Here is a 16,764-nt window from a genome sequence, read left to right on the forward strand (position 1 = left end):
GCGGTGCGGGTGCACGGTGGTGCGGCAAGACGTTCCAGAAACCGCGCGGCCCCTCTGCGCCGGTCAGAGGGGCCGCGCGGGACTACTTGGTGAGGTGGCCCGGCCCGAAGGCCTGCGGGAGCATCTCGGCCAGCGTCAGGATGCCCGCCGGCGTCTCCAGCAGCAGCTCCGGGCCGCCGAACTCGTAGAGCAGCTGGCGGCAGCGGCCGCACGGGACGAGGATCTCGCCACGGCCGTCCACGCAGGTGAAGTGCGTGAGCCGGCCGCCTCCGGTGTTCTGCAGCTCCGAGACCAGCCCGCACTCCGCGCACAGGCCGATCCCGTAGGAGGCGTTCTCGACGTTGCAGCCCGACACGATGCGGCCGTCGTCGACGAGGGCCGCCACGCCGACCGGGTAGCCGGAGTACGGGGCGTACGCCCGGGACATGGCGTCCCGGGCCACCGTACGCAGCTTCTCCCAGTCGACCGAGGCAGCGGGCGGGGTCACTTGCCCTGCCCCTTCCGGTAGGGCATGCCGTCCGCCTTGGGCATCCTGAGGGACTGGGCGGAGAGCGAGAGCACCAGCAGGGTGACGACGTACGGCGCGGCCGTCACGACCTGGCGCGGGACCTCGTCCGTACCGAGGTACCAGACGAACATCAGGGCCGAGATCAGCGCGGTGACGACGGCCGGGACGTACTTCTTCTGCCATGCCAGGTAGGCGGCGCCGAACACCAGCACGATCGCGAGGAGCAGGATCAGCGCGTGCACGTTGGTGGTACCGCCGCGCAGGTTGAGGCTGTCGGTGTAGCCGAACAGACCCGCGCCGAGGGCGAGGCCGCCCGGCATCCAGTTGCCGAAGATCATCGCGGCGAGGCCGATGTAGCCGCGGCCCGCGGTCTGACCGTCGAGGTAGACGTTCGAGGCCACGATGGACAGGAACGCGCCGCCGAGGCCCGCGAAGCCACCGCTGATGATCACGGCGATGTACTTGTACTTGTAGACGTTGACGCCGAGGGACTCGGCGGCCACCGGGTTCTCGCCGCAGGACCGCAGCCGCAGACCGAAGGCGGTCCGCCACAGCACCCACCAGGTGACCGGGACGAGGGCGACGGCGACGACGGTGAGGGGCGACAGGTCGGTGATCAGACCGCCGACCAGTCCCGCGATGTCCGAGATCAGGAACCAGTGCTTCTCGTTGAGCGTGTCCAGCCAGCCGGACAGCCCGGGGACGTCGAAGGTGCCCAGCGAGTCGATCGGCGGGGATTGCTTGGCGGAGCCGCCGTCGGCGTTCTCGAAGGTGAACTTCGACAGGTAGCGGGTGGTACCGAGGGCCAGGATGTTGATGGCCACACCCGAGACGATGTGGTTCACGTTGAAGGTGACGGTCGCGATGGCGTGGAGGACGGCGCCGAGCGCGCCGCCGATGATGCCGAAGGCGACGCCCGTCCACGGACCCCACTGGTAGCCGGCCCAGGCGCCGAACCAGGTGCCGAGGATCATCATGCCCTCGAGGCCGATGTTGACGACGCCCGCACGTTCGGCCCACAGACCGCCGAGACCGGCGAGGCCGATCGGGACGGCGAGGCGCAGCGCCGTGGACATCTGGCCGGTGGAGGTGATGCCGTCCGCGCCGGTGATGAGGCGGACGACGGAGGTCAGCACCAGAACGCCCGCGACGATCAGCAGGAGGACCGGGAGCGAGATTTTGCGGCCGCCCTTGCCGGGCTGCTTCGCCTGCGGCTTGGCGATGGTCGTGGTGCTCATCAGACCGTCACCTCCTTCTTGGTGTTCTGGGCGGCGGCGGCGAGCTCGGCGCCGACGCGCTTCTGCTGACGGCGCAGACCCCACTGGCGGACGGCCTCGTACGAGATGACGACCGCGAAGACGATGAGGCCCTGCATGATCGTGGCGATCTCCTTCTCGTACGCCACCGGGGTCGCGTAGTCGAGGGCGGGAGAGGCCTTGTCGAGGAAGGCGATCAGGAGCGCGGCGAAGGCGATGCCGACCGGGTTGTTGCGGCCGAGCAGGGCGATGGTGATGCCGGTGAAGCCGAGTCCGGTGGGGAAGCTCAGGCTGTAGGTGTGGGCGTCGCCGAGCAGCAGGGGCAGGCCGGAGAGGCCCGCGATGCCGCCGGAGATGAGCATGGCGGTCAGGACCATCCTCTTGGCGTCGACGCCGGAGGCCGCGGCTGCGGTCTCGGACTCGCCGGTGGCGCGCAGGTCGAAGCCGAAGCGGGTGCGGTTGAGGACGATCCAGTAGACGATGCCGAGCGCGATGGCGAGGAAGACCAGACCGTAGATCTCGCCGACGTCCGCGCCGAGGTCGATGCCGGGCACCCAGCCGGAGTCCTTCATGATGCCGGTGGTGTTGTTGTTGCCGACCTGCACGCCCCACATATTGTCGAGGGTGAGGTAGCCGATGACGCTGGTGGCGATCGCGTTCAGCATGATCGTCGCGACGACCTCGCTGACTCCGCGGGTGACCTTCAGGATGCCCGCGATGCCGGCCCAGAAGGCGCCGGTGAGGACGCCGACCAGGAGCAGCAGCGGGATCTGGAGGAAGGACGGCAGGGCGATGTTCGCGCCGACCACGGCGGTCATCATCGCGGCGAGGCGGTACTGGCCGTCGACGCCGATGTTGAACAGGTTCATGCGGAAGCCGATGGCGACCGCGAGCGCGGCGATGTAGTACATCGAGGCCTGGTTGACGATCAGGACCTGGACGTCGGAGTAGCCGGCCTGCTCCAGCATGAGCGTGTACGGCTCGATCGGGCTCTTGCCCGAGGCGATCAGCACGACCGAGGTCAGCAGGATCGCCGCGACGAGCGCGATGACCGGGCCGGCCACCGCGAGGAGCACGCGCTCCTTGTCGAACTTCTTCATCGGGCCTCGTCCTCCGGACCGGCAGCTTCCTCGGTGGTTTCCGCGTCGTCGGCGTGTTCTTCGTCGACGTGTTCCAGGTGACCGGACGCGGCGCCGGTCATGGCGGAGCCGAGCTCCTCCGGGGTGATGGTGGCGGGGTCGGCGTCCGCGACCAGCGTGCCGTTGTAGATCACGCGCAGGGTGTCCGACAGGCCGATGAGCTCGTCGAGGTCGGCGGAGATCAGCAGCACGGCCAGGCCCTCGCGGCGGGCCTCGCGGATGCGGTCCCAGATCTGGGCCTGGGCGCCGACGTCCACACCCCGGGTGGGGTGGGCGGCGATCAGGAACTTCGGGTTGTGGCTCATCTCGCGGCCGACGATCAGCTTCTGCTGGTTGCCGCCGGAGAGCGAGGCGGCGGTGACGTCGATGCCGGGGGTGCGGACGTCGAACTCCTCGACGATCCGGCGGGTGTCGGCCTGGGCGCCCTTGATGTTCAGCCAGAAACCCTTGGCGTTGGGCGCCTCGGTGACATGGCCGAGGATGCGGTTCTCCCAGAGGGGCGCCTCCAGGAGCAGGCCCTGGCGGTGGCGGTCCTCGGGGATGTAGCCGACGCCGGACTCGCGCCGCTTGCGCGTGTTCCAGGAGGTGATGTCCTCGCCGAGGAAGGCGATGCTGCCGGAGTCGGCGTTCTTGGTGCCGATCAGCGCGTCGATCAGCTCGGTCTGGCCGTTGCCCTCGACGCCCGCGATGCCCATGACCTCACCGGCGTGGATGGTGAAGCTGACGTCGTCGAGGGCCTTCTTGACCTCGCCGCCGAGAGCGACCTCGGGCGAGATCATGCCGCTGACCCCGCCGGCCGTGGGCTCCGCCTCGATGCCCAGGGAGGCGCCGCCGCTGGCGTACACGGTGAGATTGGCGACCTGGATGACGGGCTTGTCGGTGACCGTGGACTCGGCGGTCTCCGGGGTGGGCAGCTCGCTGCCGACCATCATCTCGGCGAGCTGGCGCGGGGTCGTCTCGGCGGGGACGGCCGTGCCGACGGTCGTACCGCGCCGGATGACGGTGATCTCGTCGGCGACCGACAGCACCTCGCCCAGCTTGTGGGAGATGAAGATGACGGACAGGCCCTCGGACTTCAGCTCGCGCAGGTTGTCGAAGAGTGCGTCGACCTCCTGCGGGACGAGCACGGCGGTCGGCTCGTCGAGGATGAGGGTCTTGGCGCCGCGGAAGAGGACCTTGAGGATCTCCACGCGCTGGCGGTCGGCGACACCGAGGTCCTCGACCAGGGAGTCGGCGCGCACGCCGAGCCCGTAGCGGTCGGAGATCTCCTTGATCTTCTTACGGGCGTTGCCACCGATGCCGTACAGCTTCTCGCTGCCCAGCACCACGTTCTCCAGCACGGTCAGGTTGTCGGCCAGCATGAAGTGCTGGTGGACCATGCCGATGCCGCGTGCGATGGCGTCGGCGGGGCTGGAGAAGCTCACCTGCTCGCCGTCGATCGCGATGGTGCCCTCGTCCGGCTTCTGCATGCCGTAGAGGATCTTCATCAGCGTCGACTTGCCGGCGCCGTTCTCGCCGACGAGGGCGTGCACGGTGCCTTTTCGGACGGCGAGGTGGATGTCGTGGTTGGCGACGACACCCGGGAAGCGCTTGGTGATCCCCGCCAGCTCTACCGCGATCGTCGACTGTGCGGTGAGCGGAGGGCTGCTGGACGCGTCGATGGCGCACTCTCCTTGGAAAAGGGGTCGCTCTACGCGCGTAGCGCCCCTGCTTTAAATAGTGCCCGGATCAGGTCGATCTTGAATGATCTCGGGAGAGATCCCGATCAAGTCTCGATCCGTTCCGAGCATTCTGCCGCGCGAACGGGGCGCGGGGAGGACATCCTTCCCGCGCCCGGTTCCGTGGCCGTAACGCTGCCATTACAGCGTTCCATTGGCCAAGGCCTCTGACAGAAGGTCAGGAGGTCTTCACCGTGATGGTGCCGTTCTTGATGCCCTCTTCGGCCTTCTTGATGGCGTCCTGGATCGCGGTGTTGCTCGCGAAGGCCGGGTTCGAGTCCGACACGCTCACGCCGCCGTTCTCGAGGCTGCCGCGGACGACACCGGTCGCCGGCTTGCCGTCCTCGACGGACTTGGCCAGCGTGTAGACCGCGCCCTCGACGTTCTTCATGGCCGAGGTGAGGATCGAGTCCTTGTACGCCTTCAGCGCGTCCTGCTTGTACTGGTCGGAGTCGACGCCGATGGCCCAGACCTTGTGGGCGTTGGCGGCCTTGATGACACCCTGACCGGACAGACCGGCGGCGGCGTAGACGACGTCCGCACCGGCGTCGATCTGGCCCTCGGCGGCGCTCTCACCCTTGTCGGGGCTGGAGAAGCCACCCTCGGCGGCGGTCTCGGTCAGGTACTGCGACTTGACCGTGACGCCCTTCTTGGTGTCCTCGACGCCCTGCTTGAAGCCCGCCTCGAACTTGTGGATCAGCGGGACGTCCACGCCACCGACGAAGCCGACGGTGTTGGTCTTGGTGGCCTTGGCGGCGGCGACACCGGCGAGGTAGGAGGCCTGCTCCTCGTGGAAGACGAGGTCGGCGACGTTGTCGGCCTTGATCTGCTCGTCGTCGACGATGCCGAAGGTGGTCTTCGGGTACTTGGCCGCGACCTCCTTGACGGCCGGCGCGTAGGCGAAGCCGACGCCGATCACCGGGTTGTAGCCCTGCTTGGCAAGGCTCTCGAGGCGCTGCACCTTGTCCGCGTCGGACTCGCCGTCCTGCGGCTCGACCGCGGTGGACTTGTAGCCGAACTCCTTGTCGGCCTTGTCCAGGCCGGCCGTGGCGGCGTCGTTGAAGGACTGGTCGCCCTTGCCACCGACGTCGTACGCGAGCGCGAGGCCCAGGTTCTTGTCACTGCTGTCGGAGGAGGAGGAGGACGTGGAGGAGCTTCCGCAAGCGGAAACGGTCACGGCGAGAGCTGCGGTGGCAACACCCGCAACCGCGATTCGGGACACCCGGCGCATGGAACTTGACTCCTTTGTGCAAGCGCCCAAACCAGGCGCTGGTTCCGCCGCAGCGTAACGCGCGTAGACCAGACGGAAAAACCCTTCTGTCCGGTCCGTTACCGAGCTGTGGCCACAGTTGCGGTCAAGGTTACGGACAGCAGTACGCCCCTTGCGGGAGGCAAGGGGCGTATGGGCTGCAAGGACGCTCGGAAGGGCGTAGGTGGAGCCGGTCGGAACGGGTTTCGGGCCGTTACTTGGTGTTTACCGTGATCTTGCCGTCGATGATCTCCTGCTTGGCCTTGTCGACGGCCGCGACGACGTCCGTCATCGCCTTGTACTTCGGGTTGCTGTCGGCGAATCCGACACCGTCGTTGGAGAGGCTGCCGCGGACCACGCCGGACAGCGGCTTGCCCGCGTGGACGGACTTCACGAGGTCGTAGACGGCGCCGCCGACGTTCTTCAGGGCCGAGCCGAGGATGTAGTCCTTGTACGCCGCCAGCGCGCTCTGGCTGTACTGGTCGGAGTCGACGCCGATGGCCCAGACCTTCTTGGCCGCGGCCTCGGTGATCACGCCCTGACCGGAGAGACCGGCCGCGTGGTAGATGACGTCGGCGCCCGCCTCGATCTGACCGCTCGCCGCGTCCTTGCCCTTGTCGGGGCTGGAGAAGCCGCCTTCCTGGGCGGTCTCGGTCAGGTACTGCGACTCGACCTTGATGTTCGGGTCGACCGACTTGGCGCCCTGGATGTAGCCGGCCTCGAACTTGTGGATCAGCGGGATGTCCACGCCGCCGATGAAGCCGATGTGCGCCTTCTTGCTGGCCTTGGCGGCGGCGACACCGGCCAGGTACGAGGCCTGCTCCTCGTGGAAGACCATGTCGGCGACGTTCTTCGCCTGGATCTGCTCGTCGTCGATGATCCCGAAGGTGATCTTCGGGAACTTGGCGGCGACCTCCTTGACGGCCGGCGCGTAGGCGAAGCCGACGCCGATCACCGGGTTGTAGCCGGCCTGGGCGAGCTGGGTCAGGCGCTGCACCTTGTCCGCGTCGGACTCGCCGTCCTGCGGCTCGATGTCCTGGCCGCCGATCTTGAATTCCTTCTCGGCCTTCTGGAAACCGGCGTAGGCGGCGTCGTTGAAGGACTGGTCGCCCTTGCCGCCGATGTCGTACGCGAGGCCGATGCCCTTGCCCGCGTAGCCGCCGCTGCTGGATTCCGAGTCGCTCGACTTGGAGTCGCTGCTGGACTTGCCGCAGCCGGCGGCGGCGAGCGCGACGACCGCGACGGTCACCGCGGCCCGGGAGAATCTCGTCCTCCGAGATATCAGACGCATAGCAAGCACCCCTTCATCCCCACGGCGCCGTGACCGGCCCGCTTCCCCTTGGTGGCGCCGTTCAGGAGGGGCTCCCCCAACAAGCCTTTCCCGGTGGCGATTCCGGCGCACAGTAACGCGCGTAGAAGCGGAGGGGAACGGGGTTTCTCCGGGCCGTTATCGATTCGTGCCGACACGGGGTTACCAGCGCGTCACCGGAGTTACGGGTGGGTGACACAAGGGGACGAAGGGGCGCCTTTCCGGCACCCCTTCGCCCGGGCTCCGTCGCGGGGCTCCCTCGCCGGGTCGCTCCCCGGAGTTACCTGAGTTACCTCAGTGCGTGCGGGTCGCCGCGTCCAGCAGCGCGGCCGCCGTGAAGAGCTCCACGCCGACCGTGATCGCCGACTCGTCCGCGTCGAAGTCGCCCTGGTGCAGATCGCGCACCGTGCGCTCGCCGGGCGGGCGGACCCCGAGCCGGGCCATCGCGCCGGGCACCCGCTCCAGGTACCAGGAGAAGTCCTCGCCGCCGAGGCTCTGTTCGGTGCTCTCCACGCCCGCCTCGCCACGCCGGACCACCATCGCGTCCCGCAGCAGCCCGGCGACGTCGCCGTCGTTGACGACGGGCGGGACACCCCGCACGTAGTTGATCTCCGACTTGGCCCGGTGCAGGTTGGCGACCTCGTCGATCGCCGCGACGACGATGTCCGGGGCCTGCCGCCATGCCTCGATGTCCAGGCAGCGGACGGTCCCGGAGAGCTCGGCGTGCTGCGGGATCACGTTCGGCGCGTGGCCGCTCTCGATCCGGCCCCAGGTGACGGCCAGCCCGGCCCGGGTGTCGACGCGGCGGCCGACCAGCGCGGGCACGTCGGTGACGACCCTGGCGACGGCGGTCACGAGGTCGGTGGTGAGGTGCGGGCGGGCGGTGTGGCCGCCGGGCCCGTCCAGCGAGATCTCCAGCCGGTCGCAGGCGGAGGTGATGGCACCCGCGCGCAGCCCGACCCTGCCCGCGTCGACCCGCGGGTCGCAGTGCACGGCGATGATCCGCCCGACCCCGTCCAGCGCCCCGCCCTCGATGGCGTCGGCGGCACCGCCGGGCAGCACCTCCTCGGCGGGCTGGAAGATCAGCCGCACGGGCCGCGGGAGCCGGCCCTGCCGGTGCAGTTCGGCGAGGACGAGTCCGGCGCCGAGGACGACGGTGGTGTGCACGTCGTGCCCGCAGGCGTGCGCGCGGTCCGGCACCGTCGAGCGGTAGGCGCACTCGGTCTTCGTGTCCGGGATGGGCAGCGCGTCGATGTCGGCGCGCATCGCGAGGACGGGCACGCCGTCGGCCCCGGCGCCCGCCACGCCCCCTCCGCCCACGGTCCCGATGTCACAGATGAGGCCGGTCCCTACGGCGAGTACGCGCGGCTCGAGGCCCGCCTTCTCGAGGCGGGCCTTGATCGCGGCCGTCGTACGGAACTCCTGGTTGCCGAGCTCGGGGTGCATGTGCATGTCGCGGCGGAAGGCCACGAGCTCTGCGCGCAGCGCCTCCGGCAAGGTGCCGGGAAGGGCTGAGGGCAGCGCACCCGGAAGTGCACCGGGGAGCACGTCTTCCCCTGACGGATCGGCCTCGGACTCTCGGGACATCAGTTGCTTCACCCTCTGAAGGGTAGGACGCCGGGGCGGTCAACTGACCCGATCAACAAAAGTTCAACCCGTTAGGCGAAGAAAAGTTGGCCGCGCGGCGCATGGCTGCTGTGGTGGATGGGTACACTCGCCGGCTTCTCGGTCGGCACCCACACTTCTTCCTTCCTTTCACGGATACCACGGACCGCTCGAGGCACGCTGATTTTGTCCACGTACCGGGACCGATCCCGGAATCATCACCTCCGTGCAGCGGTCGCGCCACGCTGGGCGACCGGCGGGACCCGAGCGGGCAGGGTGCCGTCATGGAGACGATGACGTGCGGGTGCGGCGAGGACCGGATACCCGGGGCACTGGCGAGGGGCCTGGCGGCACTGGTGCTGACCGGACTGGCCGTGATGGCCCTCACGGCGTGTGTGCTCGGGGGCGTGCTGTGGGCGGTCGCCTGGTGGCGCGGCAGGGCGCGCGTCGAGCACGAGGAAAGCTTCTTCGACGGGTTCGGCCGTTGGGGGGAGGAACGGGCGGAGCCGCCGCCCCCACGGGGCGGCGGCTCGTAGACACCCTGGTCCCGGCGCTGCTCAGACCACGCTCACCGCTGCCAGCCGGTGGACGTCCTTCGCCGTGCCCGTCACCCCGGACAGGAACCCCTGGGCTCTGGGCGAGGCGTGGTCCGTCAGCCAGGCCGGGTCGATGTCGCAGACCGCGACCCGGACGTCCGTGCCGGACAGGGCCAGCGGCAGGGTGTGGACGACTGTGGAGGGGAAGCTGAGGACGGTCCGGCCGATGGGGCCGCGGCGGGCGATCAGTTCCAGCGGAAGGTCCGGGCGGACCACCTCCAGTCCCGTCTCGACGGCCAGCCGGTGGAGTTTCTCCGTGCTCTCCCGGCGGTGGGCGAAGTAACGGGTCGCGCCGTGCGCCTTGGCCAGCGTCCGGACCGCCTCCACGTAGCGGTCGACGTCCACCACGCCGGTCTCCACCAGCGAGGTGCCGACCATGTCCGCGCTCTTCGTCACCCGGGGCGGCCCGAAGCGGTCGCGGGTCCAGGCGAAGACGTTGGACGTGATCGTGACGCCGTCGGGGGCGTCCTTTATCGGCATGGAGGAGAAGACCTCCACCCCGCGGTCCGGGCCGGGGGTCAGCCGGCGGCGGGCCGCGGCGGACACCGGGGCGAAGAGCACGTCGCGGGGGCCCGTGCGGCCGCCCTTGCGGTGCCAGCGGACGAGGCGTTCGCCGCGGGCCAGCTGGCCCACGAACTCCATCGTCGCCGTCCCGTCGTCCACCACGACCAGCTCGCTCGCCCTGGTGATGGTCAGCAGCAGCTGGACGTAACGGGAGAACGGGTCGCCCATCACCATCCGTTCCGCGCGCCGCAGCAGCGGGGTGAGGCCCCCGATGGTGCGGAAGGGCGCCGTGGTGCCGCCGCGGGCCTCCTCCCAGCGGACCGTGTGCCCTTCCCGGCGGGCCAGCTCGGCCATGCGGCGCAGCTGGCCGCGGGTCATCGGGTCGTTCGGGGACAGGACGACGAGGGTCAACCCCGCGCCGGGCTCCTCCCGCGGGTGGAGTTCCCGGGCGTGCGCCCACTCCAGGACGTTCAGGAGCTGCACCGGACTCTCGACGAACGCGAGGGTGTGGGGGGTGTGGCCGGAGTTCTTCCCGGCGCGAGGACTCATCGTCGGACGACCATCCCGTAAGGCACTCGGAGGGGTATTTCAGGTCACACCGCGACCGGTTCGCCCGCCGCCGCCGCGATCTCCGCCGCCGCGACGACGCCCGACACGCGGCGCAGCTTCTTCATGGGGCCGAGCTCCGAGTCGTAGACCTTCTTGGCGCCGTCGCCGAGGGAGGCCTCGATGGTGCGGATGTCGCGGACGAGGCGGGTGAGGCCGCCCGGCTCGACGGAGGCGGCCTGGTCGGAGCCCCACATCGCGCGGTCGAGGGTGATGTGGCGCTCGACGAAGGTGGCGCCCAGGGCGACCGCGGCGAGGGTGGTCTGGAGGCCGGTCTCGTGGCCGGAGTAGCCGATCGGGACGTTCGGGTACTCCTTCTCCAGCGTGTTGATCACGCGGAGGTTGAGCTCCTCGGCCTTCGCCGGGTAGGTCGAGGTGGCGTGGCACATGAGGATGTTGTCGCTGCCGAGGACCTCGACCGCGTGGCGGATCTGGCGCGGCGTCGACATGCCGGTGGAGAGGATGACGGCGCGGTGGGTGGAGCGCAGCGCGCGCAGCAGCTCGTCGTCCGTCAGCGAGGCGGACGCCACCTTGTGCGCGGGGACGTCGAACTTCTCCAGGAAGGCGACCGCCTCGGTGTCCCACGGGGACGCGAACCAGGCGATGCCCTTCTCCTTGCAGTACTCGTCGATCTGCCGGTACTCGTCCTCGCCGAACTCGACGCGGTGGCGGTAGTCGATGTAGGTCATCCGGCCCCAGGGGGTGTCGCGCTCGATGTCCCACTGGTCGCGCGGGGTGCAGATCTCGGGGGTGCGCTTCTGGAACTTCACGGCGTCGCAGCCGGCCTCGGCGGCCACGTCGATCAGCTTGAAGGCGTTCTCGAGCTCGCCGTTGTGGTTGATGCCGATCTCGCCGCAGATGTAGACGGGCCTGCCGGGACCGACCTCGCGGGAACCGAAGGTGCGCAGACGGGAGTTGGTGCTCATGGCGCAGATGTCCTTACGTGGTGAGGGTGTCGAGAGAGGGTCCGAGGATCCAGCCGGCGATCTCCCGGATCGCGCCGTCGCCACCGGGGAGGGTGGTGACCGCGCGGGCGGCGCCGCGGACGACGTCGTGGGCGCTCGCGACCGCCACCGGCCAGCCCACGAGGGCGAAGCAGGGGAGGTCGTTGACGTCGTTGCCGACGTAGAGCACGCGCTCCGGCGCGATGCCCTGTTCCTCGCACCACTGCTTGAGCGCGAGGTCCTTGCGGTCGATGCCGTGCAGGACCGGGAGCTTCAGCTTCCGGGCCCGGGCGGCGACGACCGGGTTCTGTTCGGTCGAGAGGATCAGCATCCGCAGGCCCGCCCTGCGCAGGGCGGCGATGCCGAGGCCGTCGCCGCGGTGCACGGAGACGAACTCCCGTCCGTCGGAGTCGATCAGCACCCGGTCGTCGGTCTGGGTGCCGTCGAAGTCGAGGACGACCGCGTCGATGTCGGCGGCCGTGGGGAGGGAGCCGGGCCGGTTCGCGTCGAAGAGGGGCGCCAGCGCCCGGGCCCGGTTCAGGTCGTGCGGGTCGTCGATCTCCAGGACCCGGGCGGGGTCGGTACGGACGAGTTCGGTGCGGCCGAAGAAGCGGTGGCCGTGCGCGCGGAAGCCGTCGGTCTCCATGGCGTAGGCGGCGCCGGTCTCCAGGAGGTCCTGGGGCCGGTCCTGGCGGCGGGGGCGGAAGGCCTTGTCGTGGTTGACGCCGAAGCCGCCGGCCGGGCCGGGGCCCCCGTCGGTGTCCGCATCCTCCGCGGCGTCCCCGTCGCGCCAGACGAAGCCGTGGAACGGGGCGACCGTCACCGCGGTGTCGGCGCCCTGCTCGACGACGGCCGCGGCGACCCCGTCGATGTCGTCGCGGACGAGGAAGGGGCTGGTGCACTGCACGAGCAGGACGGCGTCGACCGGGGAGCCGTGGAGGGCCTCGTGGGCGTCCAGGGCGTGCAGGACGGCCGCCTCGGAGGTCGCGGTGTCACCGGCGATGGCGGCGGGCCGCAGCACGACCTCCGCGCCCGCCTCGCGCGCCGCCGCCGCGATGGCGTGGTCGTCGGTGGAGACGACGACGTCCGTCACGAGGCGGGTCGCCCGGCACTCGCGGACCGCGCGGGTGACGAGCGGTACGCCGCCCACCGGTGCGAGGTTCTTCGCGGGCACGCCCTTGGAGCCGCCGCGCGCGGGGATCACCGCGAGCACACGGCGCACCCCGGCTGGTGAGTCGGACATGGGTTTCTCTCCTTGACGGGTCACAGCTCCCCCATCCGCCGGATGACCGGGGCCACCCGCTGCACGCCGTGCCGGTAGGCGCCACGCGCCGCCCGGCGCACGATCTGCCGGACCGGGCCCGGCTCGCGGTCGGCGGCGGGCGCGCCGGGCAGCGGGCTGCCGTCGGGGCCGAGGTGGTGGCGGGCGAGGATGCCGGGCAGATAGCCGGGCGCGGTGGCGGGCGTGTAGTAGGGGGTGAGGGGCGGAAGGCCTGCGGGAGCGCTGAGCGCTTTGCCGATCCGCTCACGCGCCGCGTCGAAGGCCGTCGCGTACGAGCCGTCCACCGCGACGCCCTGGCGGGCCACCCACTCCTCGTCGGGGGCGGGCCGGTGCCCGGCGTCGAGCTGGTCCCAGGAGGCGAGGCAGCCGGAGCCGACGAAGTGGTGGTTGCCGAGCGCCTCGCGCACCCCGAGGTCGGTGAGGACGACCGTGGGGACCCGGCGGTGCAGGGACTCCAGGGCGGCCGTCGAACTGACCGTGACCATGAGGTCGGTGCGGTCCAGGACTTCGCCCATGTTTCCGTACACCAGACGGAAGTTGGGCGGCGGATCGAGCTTCTGCACCAGCTTCTGGTAGGGCAGCTCCTCGATGTGGGTGGTGTGCTCGCCCGGCTTGGAGCGGAGCTTCAGCAGCACCTCCCGCTCCGGGTGCAGCCGCGCGTGCCGCACCATCCGGTCGAGCAGGTACATACGGTCCCTGCGGTTCTCCGGCACGGAGGGCTGTGCGGCGAAGACGACGGTGTAGGGGTCGTGTTCGCCCGTGTACGGGGCACCGCCCAGGAACGGCAGGGCCACTTCGGTCACCGAGGAGGCGTCGGCGCCCACGCCCTCGTACACGGCGCGGAAACGCTCCGCGTCCTGGCGGGAGTTGGCGAGGACGAGGTCGGCGCCGTGCCGGAGCAGCAGACCGTCGGCGAGCTTCTCGTAGACGACGCCGACATAGCCGGTGACGACGACGGGGCGTTCGGGCCGTCCCTCCCAGATCCGCTTCAGGCCGTGCAGGATCGCCTGGACGCCGCCGCCGACCAGGGCGAGGACGAGGACGTCGTACGAGGTCCTCGTCATGGCGCGCAGGAACTCGAGTGCGGTGACCTCGCTCAGCGAGTCGGCGTGCACGCCGACCTCGGCCAGTTGGCGGGGGGTCGGGGTGGCGCGGCCGCGCAGCAGGAATCCGTCCAGGACGGGGGCGACTTGCGCCCCGCTCCCGGATCCGGCTTCCATGGAGGGCGCGATCCGCGTCGCGGTCAGCGCACCCCATTTCCATCGGGTGTCGGAGTCCGCGAGGACGGCAATCCGTGGGGGGTTGGCAGTACTTGCTGGCACGAGCTAGACGCTAGAAAGCAAAACCCCTGCTTTACCCAACCTCGACTCAACGAGAAGTTAACAGCACGCCACCGAACGCCGAACCGGCCCGCCCATTAAGCGAAAGCGCGGCGGGTGCACCATTCCGACACATCGAGTTCACCCCCTGTATCCACACCAGCAATTTTTGCCGCCGGGGGCCCTTCTAGGGTTTCGCAGGTGCCCAAGCTTTCCGTGATCGTGCCGTTCTACAACGTTCAGCAATACGCGCCCGACACCCTGACGAGCCTGCGTTCGAACGCGCGCGAGGACTTCGAGTTCATTCTGGTCGACGACTGCTCGACCGACGCGACCTCGGAGATCCTGACGCGTGCGGAGCGAGAACTACCGGGCGCGGTGTTGGTCAGACACGAAAAGAACGGAGGGCTGGCGACCGCGAGAAACACCGGTATCGACAAGGCGCGTGGCGATTATCTGACTTTCCTGGACGGCGATGACTGGCTGGCGCCCGGATACTTCCCCCAACTCCTCGCCGCCATCGAGGAACTGGGCTGCGACTTCGTCCGCACCGACCACGTGCAGTGCACCGCGCGGGCCCGGAGCATTCACCGCGTACCGCACGGCCGGCGCGGGACGGTGATGAACCCGCGGGAGGCGATCCTGCCCGCCGACCGGTCCACCTCGGTGGACTACGCCTACGCCTGGGCCGGTATCTACCACCGCCGTCTCGTCGACCGCGGACTGCTGCACTTCACCGACGGGCTGCGGACGGCCGAGGACCGGCCCTGGATCTGGAAGCTCCACCGGGAGGCCGACACCTTCGCCGTGGTGGGGCTGCTGGGCGTCTACTACCGGCGCGGGGTGGCCTCCTCCCTCACCCAGATCGGCGATGTACGGCAGCTGGACTTCATCCGCGCCTTCGACCAGGTGATCGAGGAGACGGCACGGGACACCGAGGGCGAGAAACTGCTGCCCAAGGCGGTGCGCACCTACTGCGCGATCATGACGCATCACCTCGGCTCGATCGAAAGGTTCGAACCCGCCGTGGCAAGGAAACTGCGCTCCCTGTGCGCCGCCGCCCTGAAGCGCATGCCGCAGGACGTGCTCGCGGAGGTCATGGACTCGATGGACGTACAGCGGGCGAGTGCGCTGCGGCGGGTACGGCGCAGGCCGGTGGCGGCACGGACGGTGGCCGTCTGATGCCTCGCACGACCCGGATCTTCTGCGTCTCGACCCTGTACGGGGCCGCGACCCTGGCCGCGGCCCTGGACGCCGGGCTCTTCGAACCGATCGACCGCAGGCTGCTGCTCGTCACCAACAACGCGGTCAACCCGGAGATCACACCGTCGGTCGACGCCATGCCGGGCTTCGCCCGGATCCGTGAGCGCTTCGACGAGGTGCTGTCCTGGAACGAGACCATCGCCCCCTTCCACCCCGGCGGCTGGGGCCCCCGCGGGGACGACATCCCGATGTGGGAGCGGTACGTACGGCTGCTGTGGGACCTCGGTGACGACGAGGTCCACCTGGCCGTGGAGTCCATCCAGGTGAACCCGGCGCTGGCGCTGTGCCAGTTGTTCACCGGCGCGCCCGTCGACGCCTACGCCGACGGTCTGATGAGCTACGGCCCCACGCGCGACAAGATCGACCCGCTGGTCGGCACCCGGGTCGACCGGCTGCTGCACCTCGATCTGGTGCCGGGCCTCACTCCCCTGCTGCTCACCGAGTTCGGCGTGCCGCCGGTGCTGGTGCCGTCCGAGGCGTTCCTGAAGGTGCTGGGCGAACTGGCCGAGGACGAGAACGGGTTGCCCGCCCCCGAGGAGCAGCCGGCGCTGCTGCTGGGGCAGTACCTGTCGGCGCTCGGCATCCTCGGCGACGCCGAGGAGGAGGAACTGCATCTGGGCATGGTGCGCGGCGCCGTGGCGCTCGGGCACCGCAGACTCGTCTTCAAGCCGCACCCCACGGCGCCCGCCCGCTGGTCCCGGCTGCTGGAGGACGAGGCGAAGAAGCTGGGCGCCGAACTCGCCGTTCTCGACCGGCCCGTCCTCGCGGAGGTGACCTACCAGCGGCTGCGGCCCGCCCTGGTCGTCGGCTGCTTCTCCACCGCGCTGCTCACCGCCGCCGGTCTGTACGGTCTCCCGGTCGCCCGGGTCGGCACCGGCACCGTGCTGACCAGGCTCGCGCCGTACCAGAACAGCAACCGGGTGCCGCTCACCATCGTCGACGCGCTGCTGCCGGACCTGGCGGACGGCCCGGCGGTGGAGGCGTGGGCCATGCCGTCGGCGGAGCGGGTGGAGGAGCTGGCCGCGCTTCTCAAGGCCGTCGGCTTCGCGATGCAGCCCAAGATCTACCCGGGGCTGCAGGCCGAGGCGGAGCGCTACCTCTCCACGCACCTCGACCCGCACACCTGGCGCTACTTCAAGCGCCGGCGCCTGGCGGCGCTGGCCCTCCCCGGTGCCGTCCCGGGCCAGCTCGCCTTCATCCCGCGCAACGCGACCTTCCGCCGCCTGGCGCGCCGGGCGCGGGCCCTGAAGCGGGTGACCGGCAAGCGGTAGCGGTCGTCTCTCCGGAGTGCCGGTCGCCTTTCCGGAGTGCCGGTCGCGTCTCCGGAATCCGGTCGCGTCTCCGGCGGGGCCGTCGCTCCCTGCCGGAAACACGACATACCGGGACAGCTGTTCATCGGATCGTCATTCTTACGCCGTCGGTGAGTCAGCCGTCACTCATCCCGGACTTGTCGGAGATGCATAGCG

At 70.0% G+C, this 16,764-nt stretch carries 14 protein-coding genes; 3 read left to right on the forward strand and 11 right to left on the reverse strand.

Annotated features, from left to right (window positions below; all coding sequences use genetic code 11):
- Positions 1-82 precede the first annotated feature (82 nt).
- The 7 genes from ACFVYS_RS29590 to ACFVYS_RS29620 all read right to left on the reverse strand — a co-directional run bounded on the left by ACFVYS_RS29590 (position 83) and on the right by ACFVYS_RS29620 (position 8,766).
- Positions 83-487 carry a cytidine deaminase gene (locus tag ACFVYS_RS29590; RefSeq protein ID WP_389506920.1) on the reverse strand — a complete coding sequence of 135 codons (405 nt, stop codon included), beginning with the start codon at positions 485-487 and terminating at the stop codon, positions 83-85.
- Positions 484-1,746: an ABC transporter permease gene (locus ACFVYS_RS29595; RefSeq protein WP_389506922.1), complete on the reverse strand. Its 1,263-nt coding sequence runs from the start codon at positions 1,744-1,746 to the stop codon at positions 484-486. The genes ACFVYS_RS29590 and ACFVYS_RS29595 overlap by 4 nt, the downstream gene beginning before the upstream one ends.
- Positions 1,746-2,864: an ABC transporter permease gene (locus ACFVYS_RS29600; protein ID WP_389506924.1), complete on the reverse strand. Its 1,119-nt coding sequence runs from the start codon at positions 2,862-2,864 to the stop codon at positions 1,746-1,748. The genes ACFVYS_RS29595 and ACFVYS_RS29600 overlap by 1 nt, the downstream gene beginning before the upstream one ends.
- Complete coding sequence (locus tag ACFVYS_RS29605) at positions 2,861-4,564, reverse strand: ABC transporter ATP-binding protein (protein ID WP_389506986.1); 1,704 nt, start codon at positions 4,562-4,564, stop codon at positions 2,861-2,863. The genes ACFVYS_RS29600 and ACFVYS_RS29605 overlap by 4 nt, the downstream gene beginning before the upstream one ends.
- 235 nt (positions 4,565-4,799) lie before the next feature.
- Complete coding sequence (locus ACFVYS_RS29610; RefSeq protein ID WP_054242500.1) at positions 4,800-5,852, reverse strand: BMP family protein; 1,053 nt, start codon at positions 5,850-5,852, stop codon at positions 4,800-4,802.
- Positions 5,853-6,084: 232 nt separating this feature from the next.
- Positions 6,085-7,161, reverse strand: coding sequence for a BMP family protein (locus ACFVYS_RS29615; protein WP_389506926.1), 1,077 nt, complete (start codon positions 7,159-7,161; stop codon positions 6,085-6,087).
- A 312-nt stretch (positions 7,162-7,473) separates the two neighbouring features.
- On the reverse strand, positions 7,474-8,766 hold the full coding sequence (locus ACFVYS_RS29620) for an amidohydrolase (protein WP_389506988.1): 1,293 nt from the start codon (positions 8,764-8,766) through the stop codon (positions 7,474-7,476).
- A 302-nt stretch (positions 8,767-9,068) separates the two neighbouring features.
- Between ACFVYS_RS29620 and ACFVYS_RS29625 the strand changes: the two genes are divergently transcribed.
- On the forward strand, positions 9,069-9,320 hold the full coding sequence (locus ACFVYS_RS29625; protein WP_389506928.1) for a hypothetical protein: 252 nt from the start codon (positions 9,069-9,071) through the stop codon (positions 9,318-9,320).
- Positions 9,321-9,341: 21 nt separating this feature from the next.
- On the opposite strand, the gene ACFVYS_RS29630 is transcribed toward ACFVYS_RS29625, so the two are convergent.
- The 4 genes from ACFVYS_RS29630 to ACFVYS_RS29645 are packed head-to-tail and all read right to left on the reverse strand — an operon-like array spanning position 9,342 to position 14,038.
- Entirely contained in the window at positions 9,342-10,433 is a 1,092-nt protein-coding gene (locus ACFVYS_RS29630) for a hypothetical protein (protein ID WP_389506930.1), read from the reverse strand.
- Positions 10,434-10,477: 44 nt separating this feature from the next.
- Positions 10,478-11,416 (reverse strand): N-acetylneuraminate synthase family protein, encoded by a 939-nt coding sequence (locus ACFVYS_RS29635; RefSeq protein ID WP_389506932.1) that lies wholly within the window; start codon positions 11,414-11,416, stop codon positions 10,478-10,480.
- Positions 11,417-11,429: 13 nt separating this feature from the next.
- Positions 11,430-12,677, reverse strand: a complete 1,248-nt coding sequence (locus ACFVYS_RS29640; protein WP_389506934.1) for a cytidylyltransferase domain-containing protein — start codon at positions 12,675-12,677, stop codon at positions 11,430-11,432.
- A gap of 20 nt (positions 12,678-12,697) precedes the next feature.
- A complete protein-coding gene (locus ACFVYS_RS29645; RefSeq protein ID WP_389506936.1) occupies positions 12,698-14,038 on the reverse strand; it encodes a DUF6716 putative glycosyltransferase in 1,341 nt (446 codons plus the stop codon).
- Between the two features lie 198 nt (positions 14,039-14,236).
- Between ACFVYS_RS29645 and ACFVYS_RS29650 the strand changes: the two genes are divergently transcribed.
- Positions 14,237-15,217 carry a glycosyltransferase family 2 protein gene (locus tag ACFVYS_RS29650; RefSeq protein ID WP_389506938.1) on the forward strand — a complete coding sequence of 327 codons (981 nt, stop codon included), beginning with the start codon at positions 14,237-14,239 and terminating at the stop codon, positions 15,215-15,217.
- Entirely contained in the window at positions 15,217-16,569 is a 1,353-nt protein-coding gene (locus tag ACFVYS_RS29655) for a polysialyltransferase family glycosyltransferase (protein ID WP_389506939.1), read from the forward strand. The genes ACFVYS_RS29650 and ACFVYS_RS29655 overlap by 1 nt, the downstream gene beginning before the upstream one ends.
- Positions 16,570-16,764: the final 195 nt, after the last annotated feature.

It is taken from the genome of Streptomyces sp. NPDC058295 (assembly GCF_042880655.1).
GTDB lineage: Bacteria > Actinomycetota > Actinomycetes > Streptomycetales > Streptomycetaceae > Streptomyces > Streptomyces coriariae.

Excerpts from the sequence above, each read along its gene's own strand:
- ACFVYS_RS29615 (WP_389506926.1), bottom strand. The coding sequence starts at position 7,161 with ATGCGTCTGATATCTCGGAGGACGAGATTCTCCCGGGCCGCGGTGACC.
- ACFVYS_RS29640 (WP_389506934.1), bottom strand. The coding sequence starts at position 12,677 with ATGTCCGACTCACCAGCCGGGGTGCGCCGTGTGCTCGCGGTGATCCCC.
- ACFVYS_RS29655 (WP_389506939.1), top strand. The coding sequence starts at position 15,217 with ATGCCTCGCACGACCCGGATCTTCTGCGTCTCGACCCTGTACGGGGCC.
- ACFVYS_RS29595 (WP_389506922.1), bottom strand. The coding sequence starts at position 1,746 with ATGAGCACCACGACCATCGCCAAGCCGCAGGCGAAGCAGCCCGGCAAG.
- ACFVYS_RS29600 (WP_389506924.1), bottom strand. The coding sequence starts at position 2,864 with ATGAAGAAGTTCGACAAGGAGCGCGTGCTCCTCGCGGTGGCCGGCCCG.
- ACFVYS_RS29635 (WP_389506932.1), bottom strand. The coding sequence starts at position 11,416 with ATGAGCACCAACTCCCGTCTGCGCACCTTCGGTTCCCGCGAGGTCGGT.
- ACFVYS_RS29630 (WP_389506930.1), bottom strand. The coding sequence starts at position 10,433 with ATGAGTCCTCGCGCCGGGAAGAACTCCGGCCACACCCCCCACACCCTC.
- ACFVYS_RS29620 (WP_389506988.1), bottom strand. The coding sequence starts at position 8,766 with ATGTCCCGAGAGTCCGAGGCCGATCCGTCAGGGGAAGACGTGCTCCCC.
- ACFVYS_RS29610 (WP_054242500.1), bottom strand. The coding sequence starts at position 5,852 with ATGCGCCGGGTGTCCCGAATCGCGGTTGCGGGTGTTGCCACCGCAGCT.
- ACFVYS_RS29625 (WP_389506928.1), top strand. The coding sequence starts at position 9,069 with ATGGAGACGATGACGTGCGGGTGCGGCGAGGACCGGATACCCGGGGCA.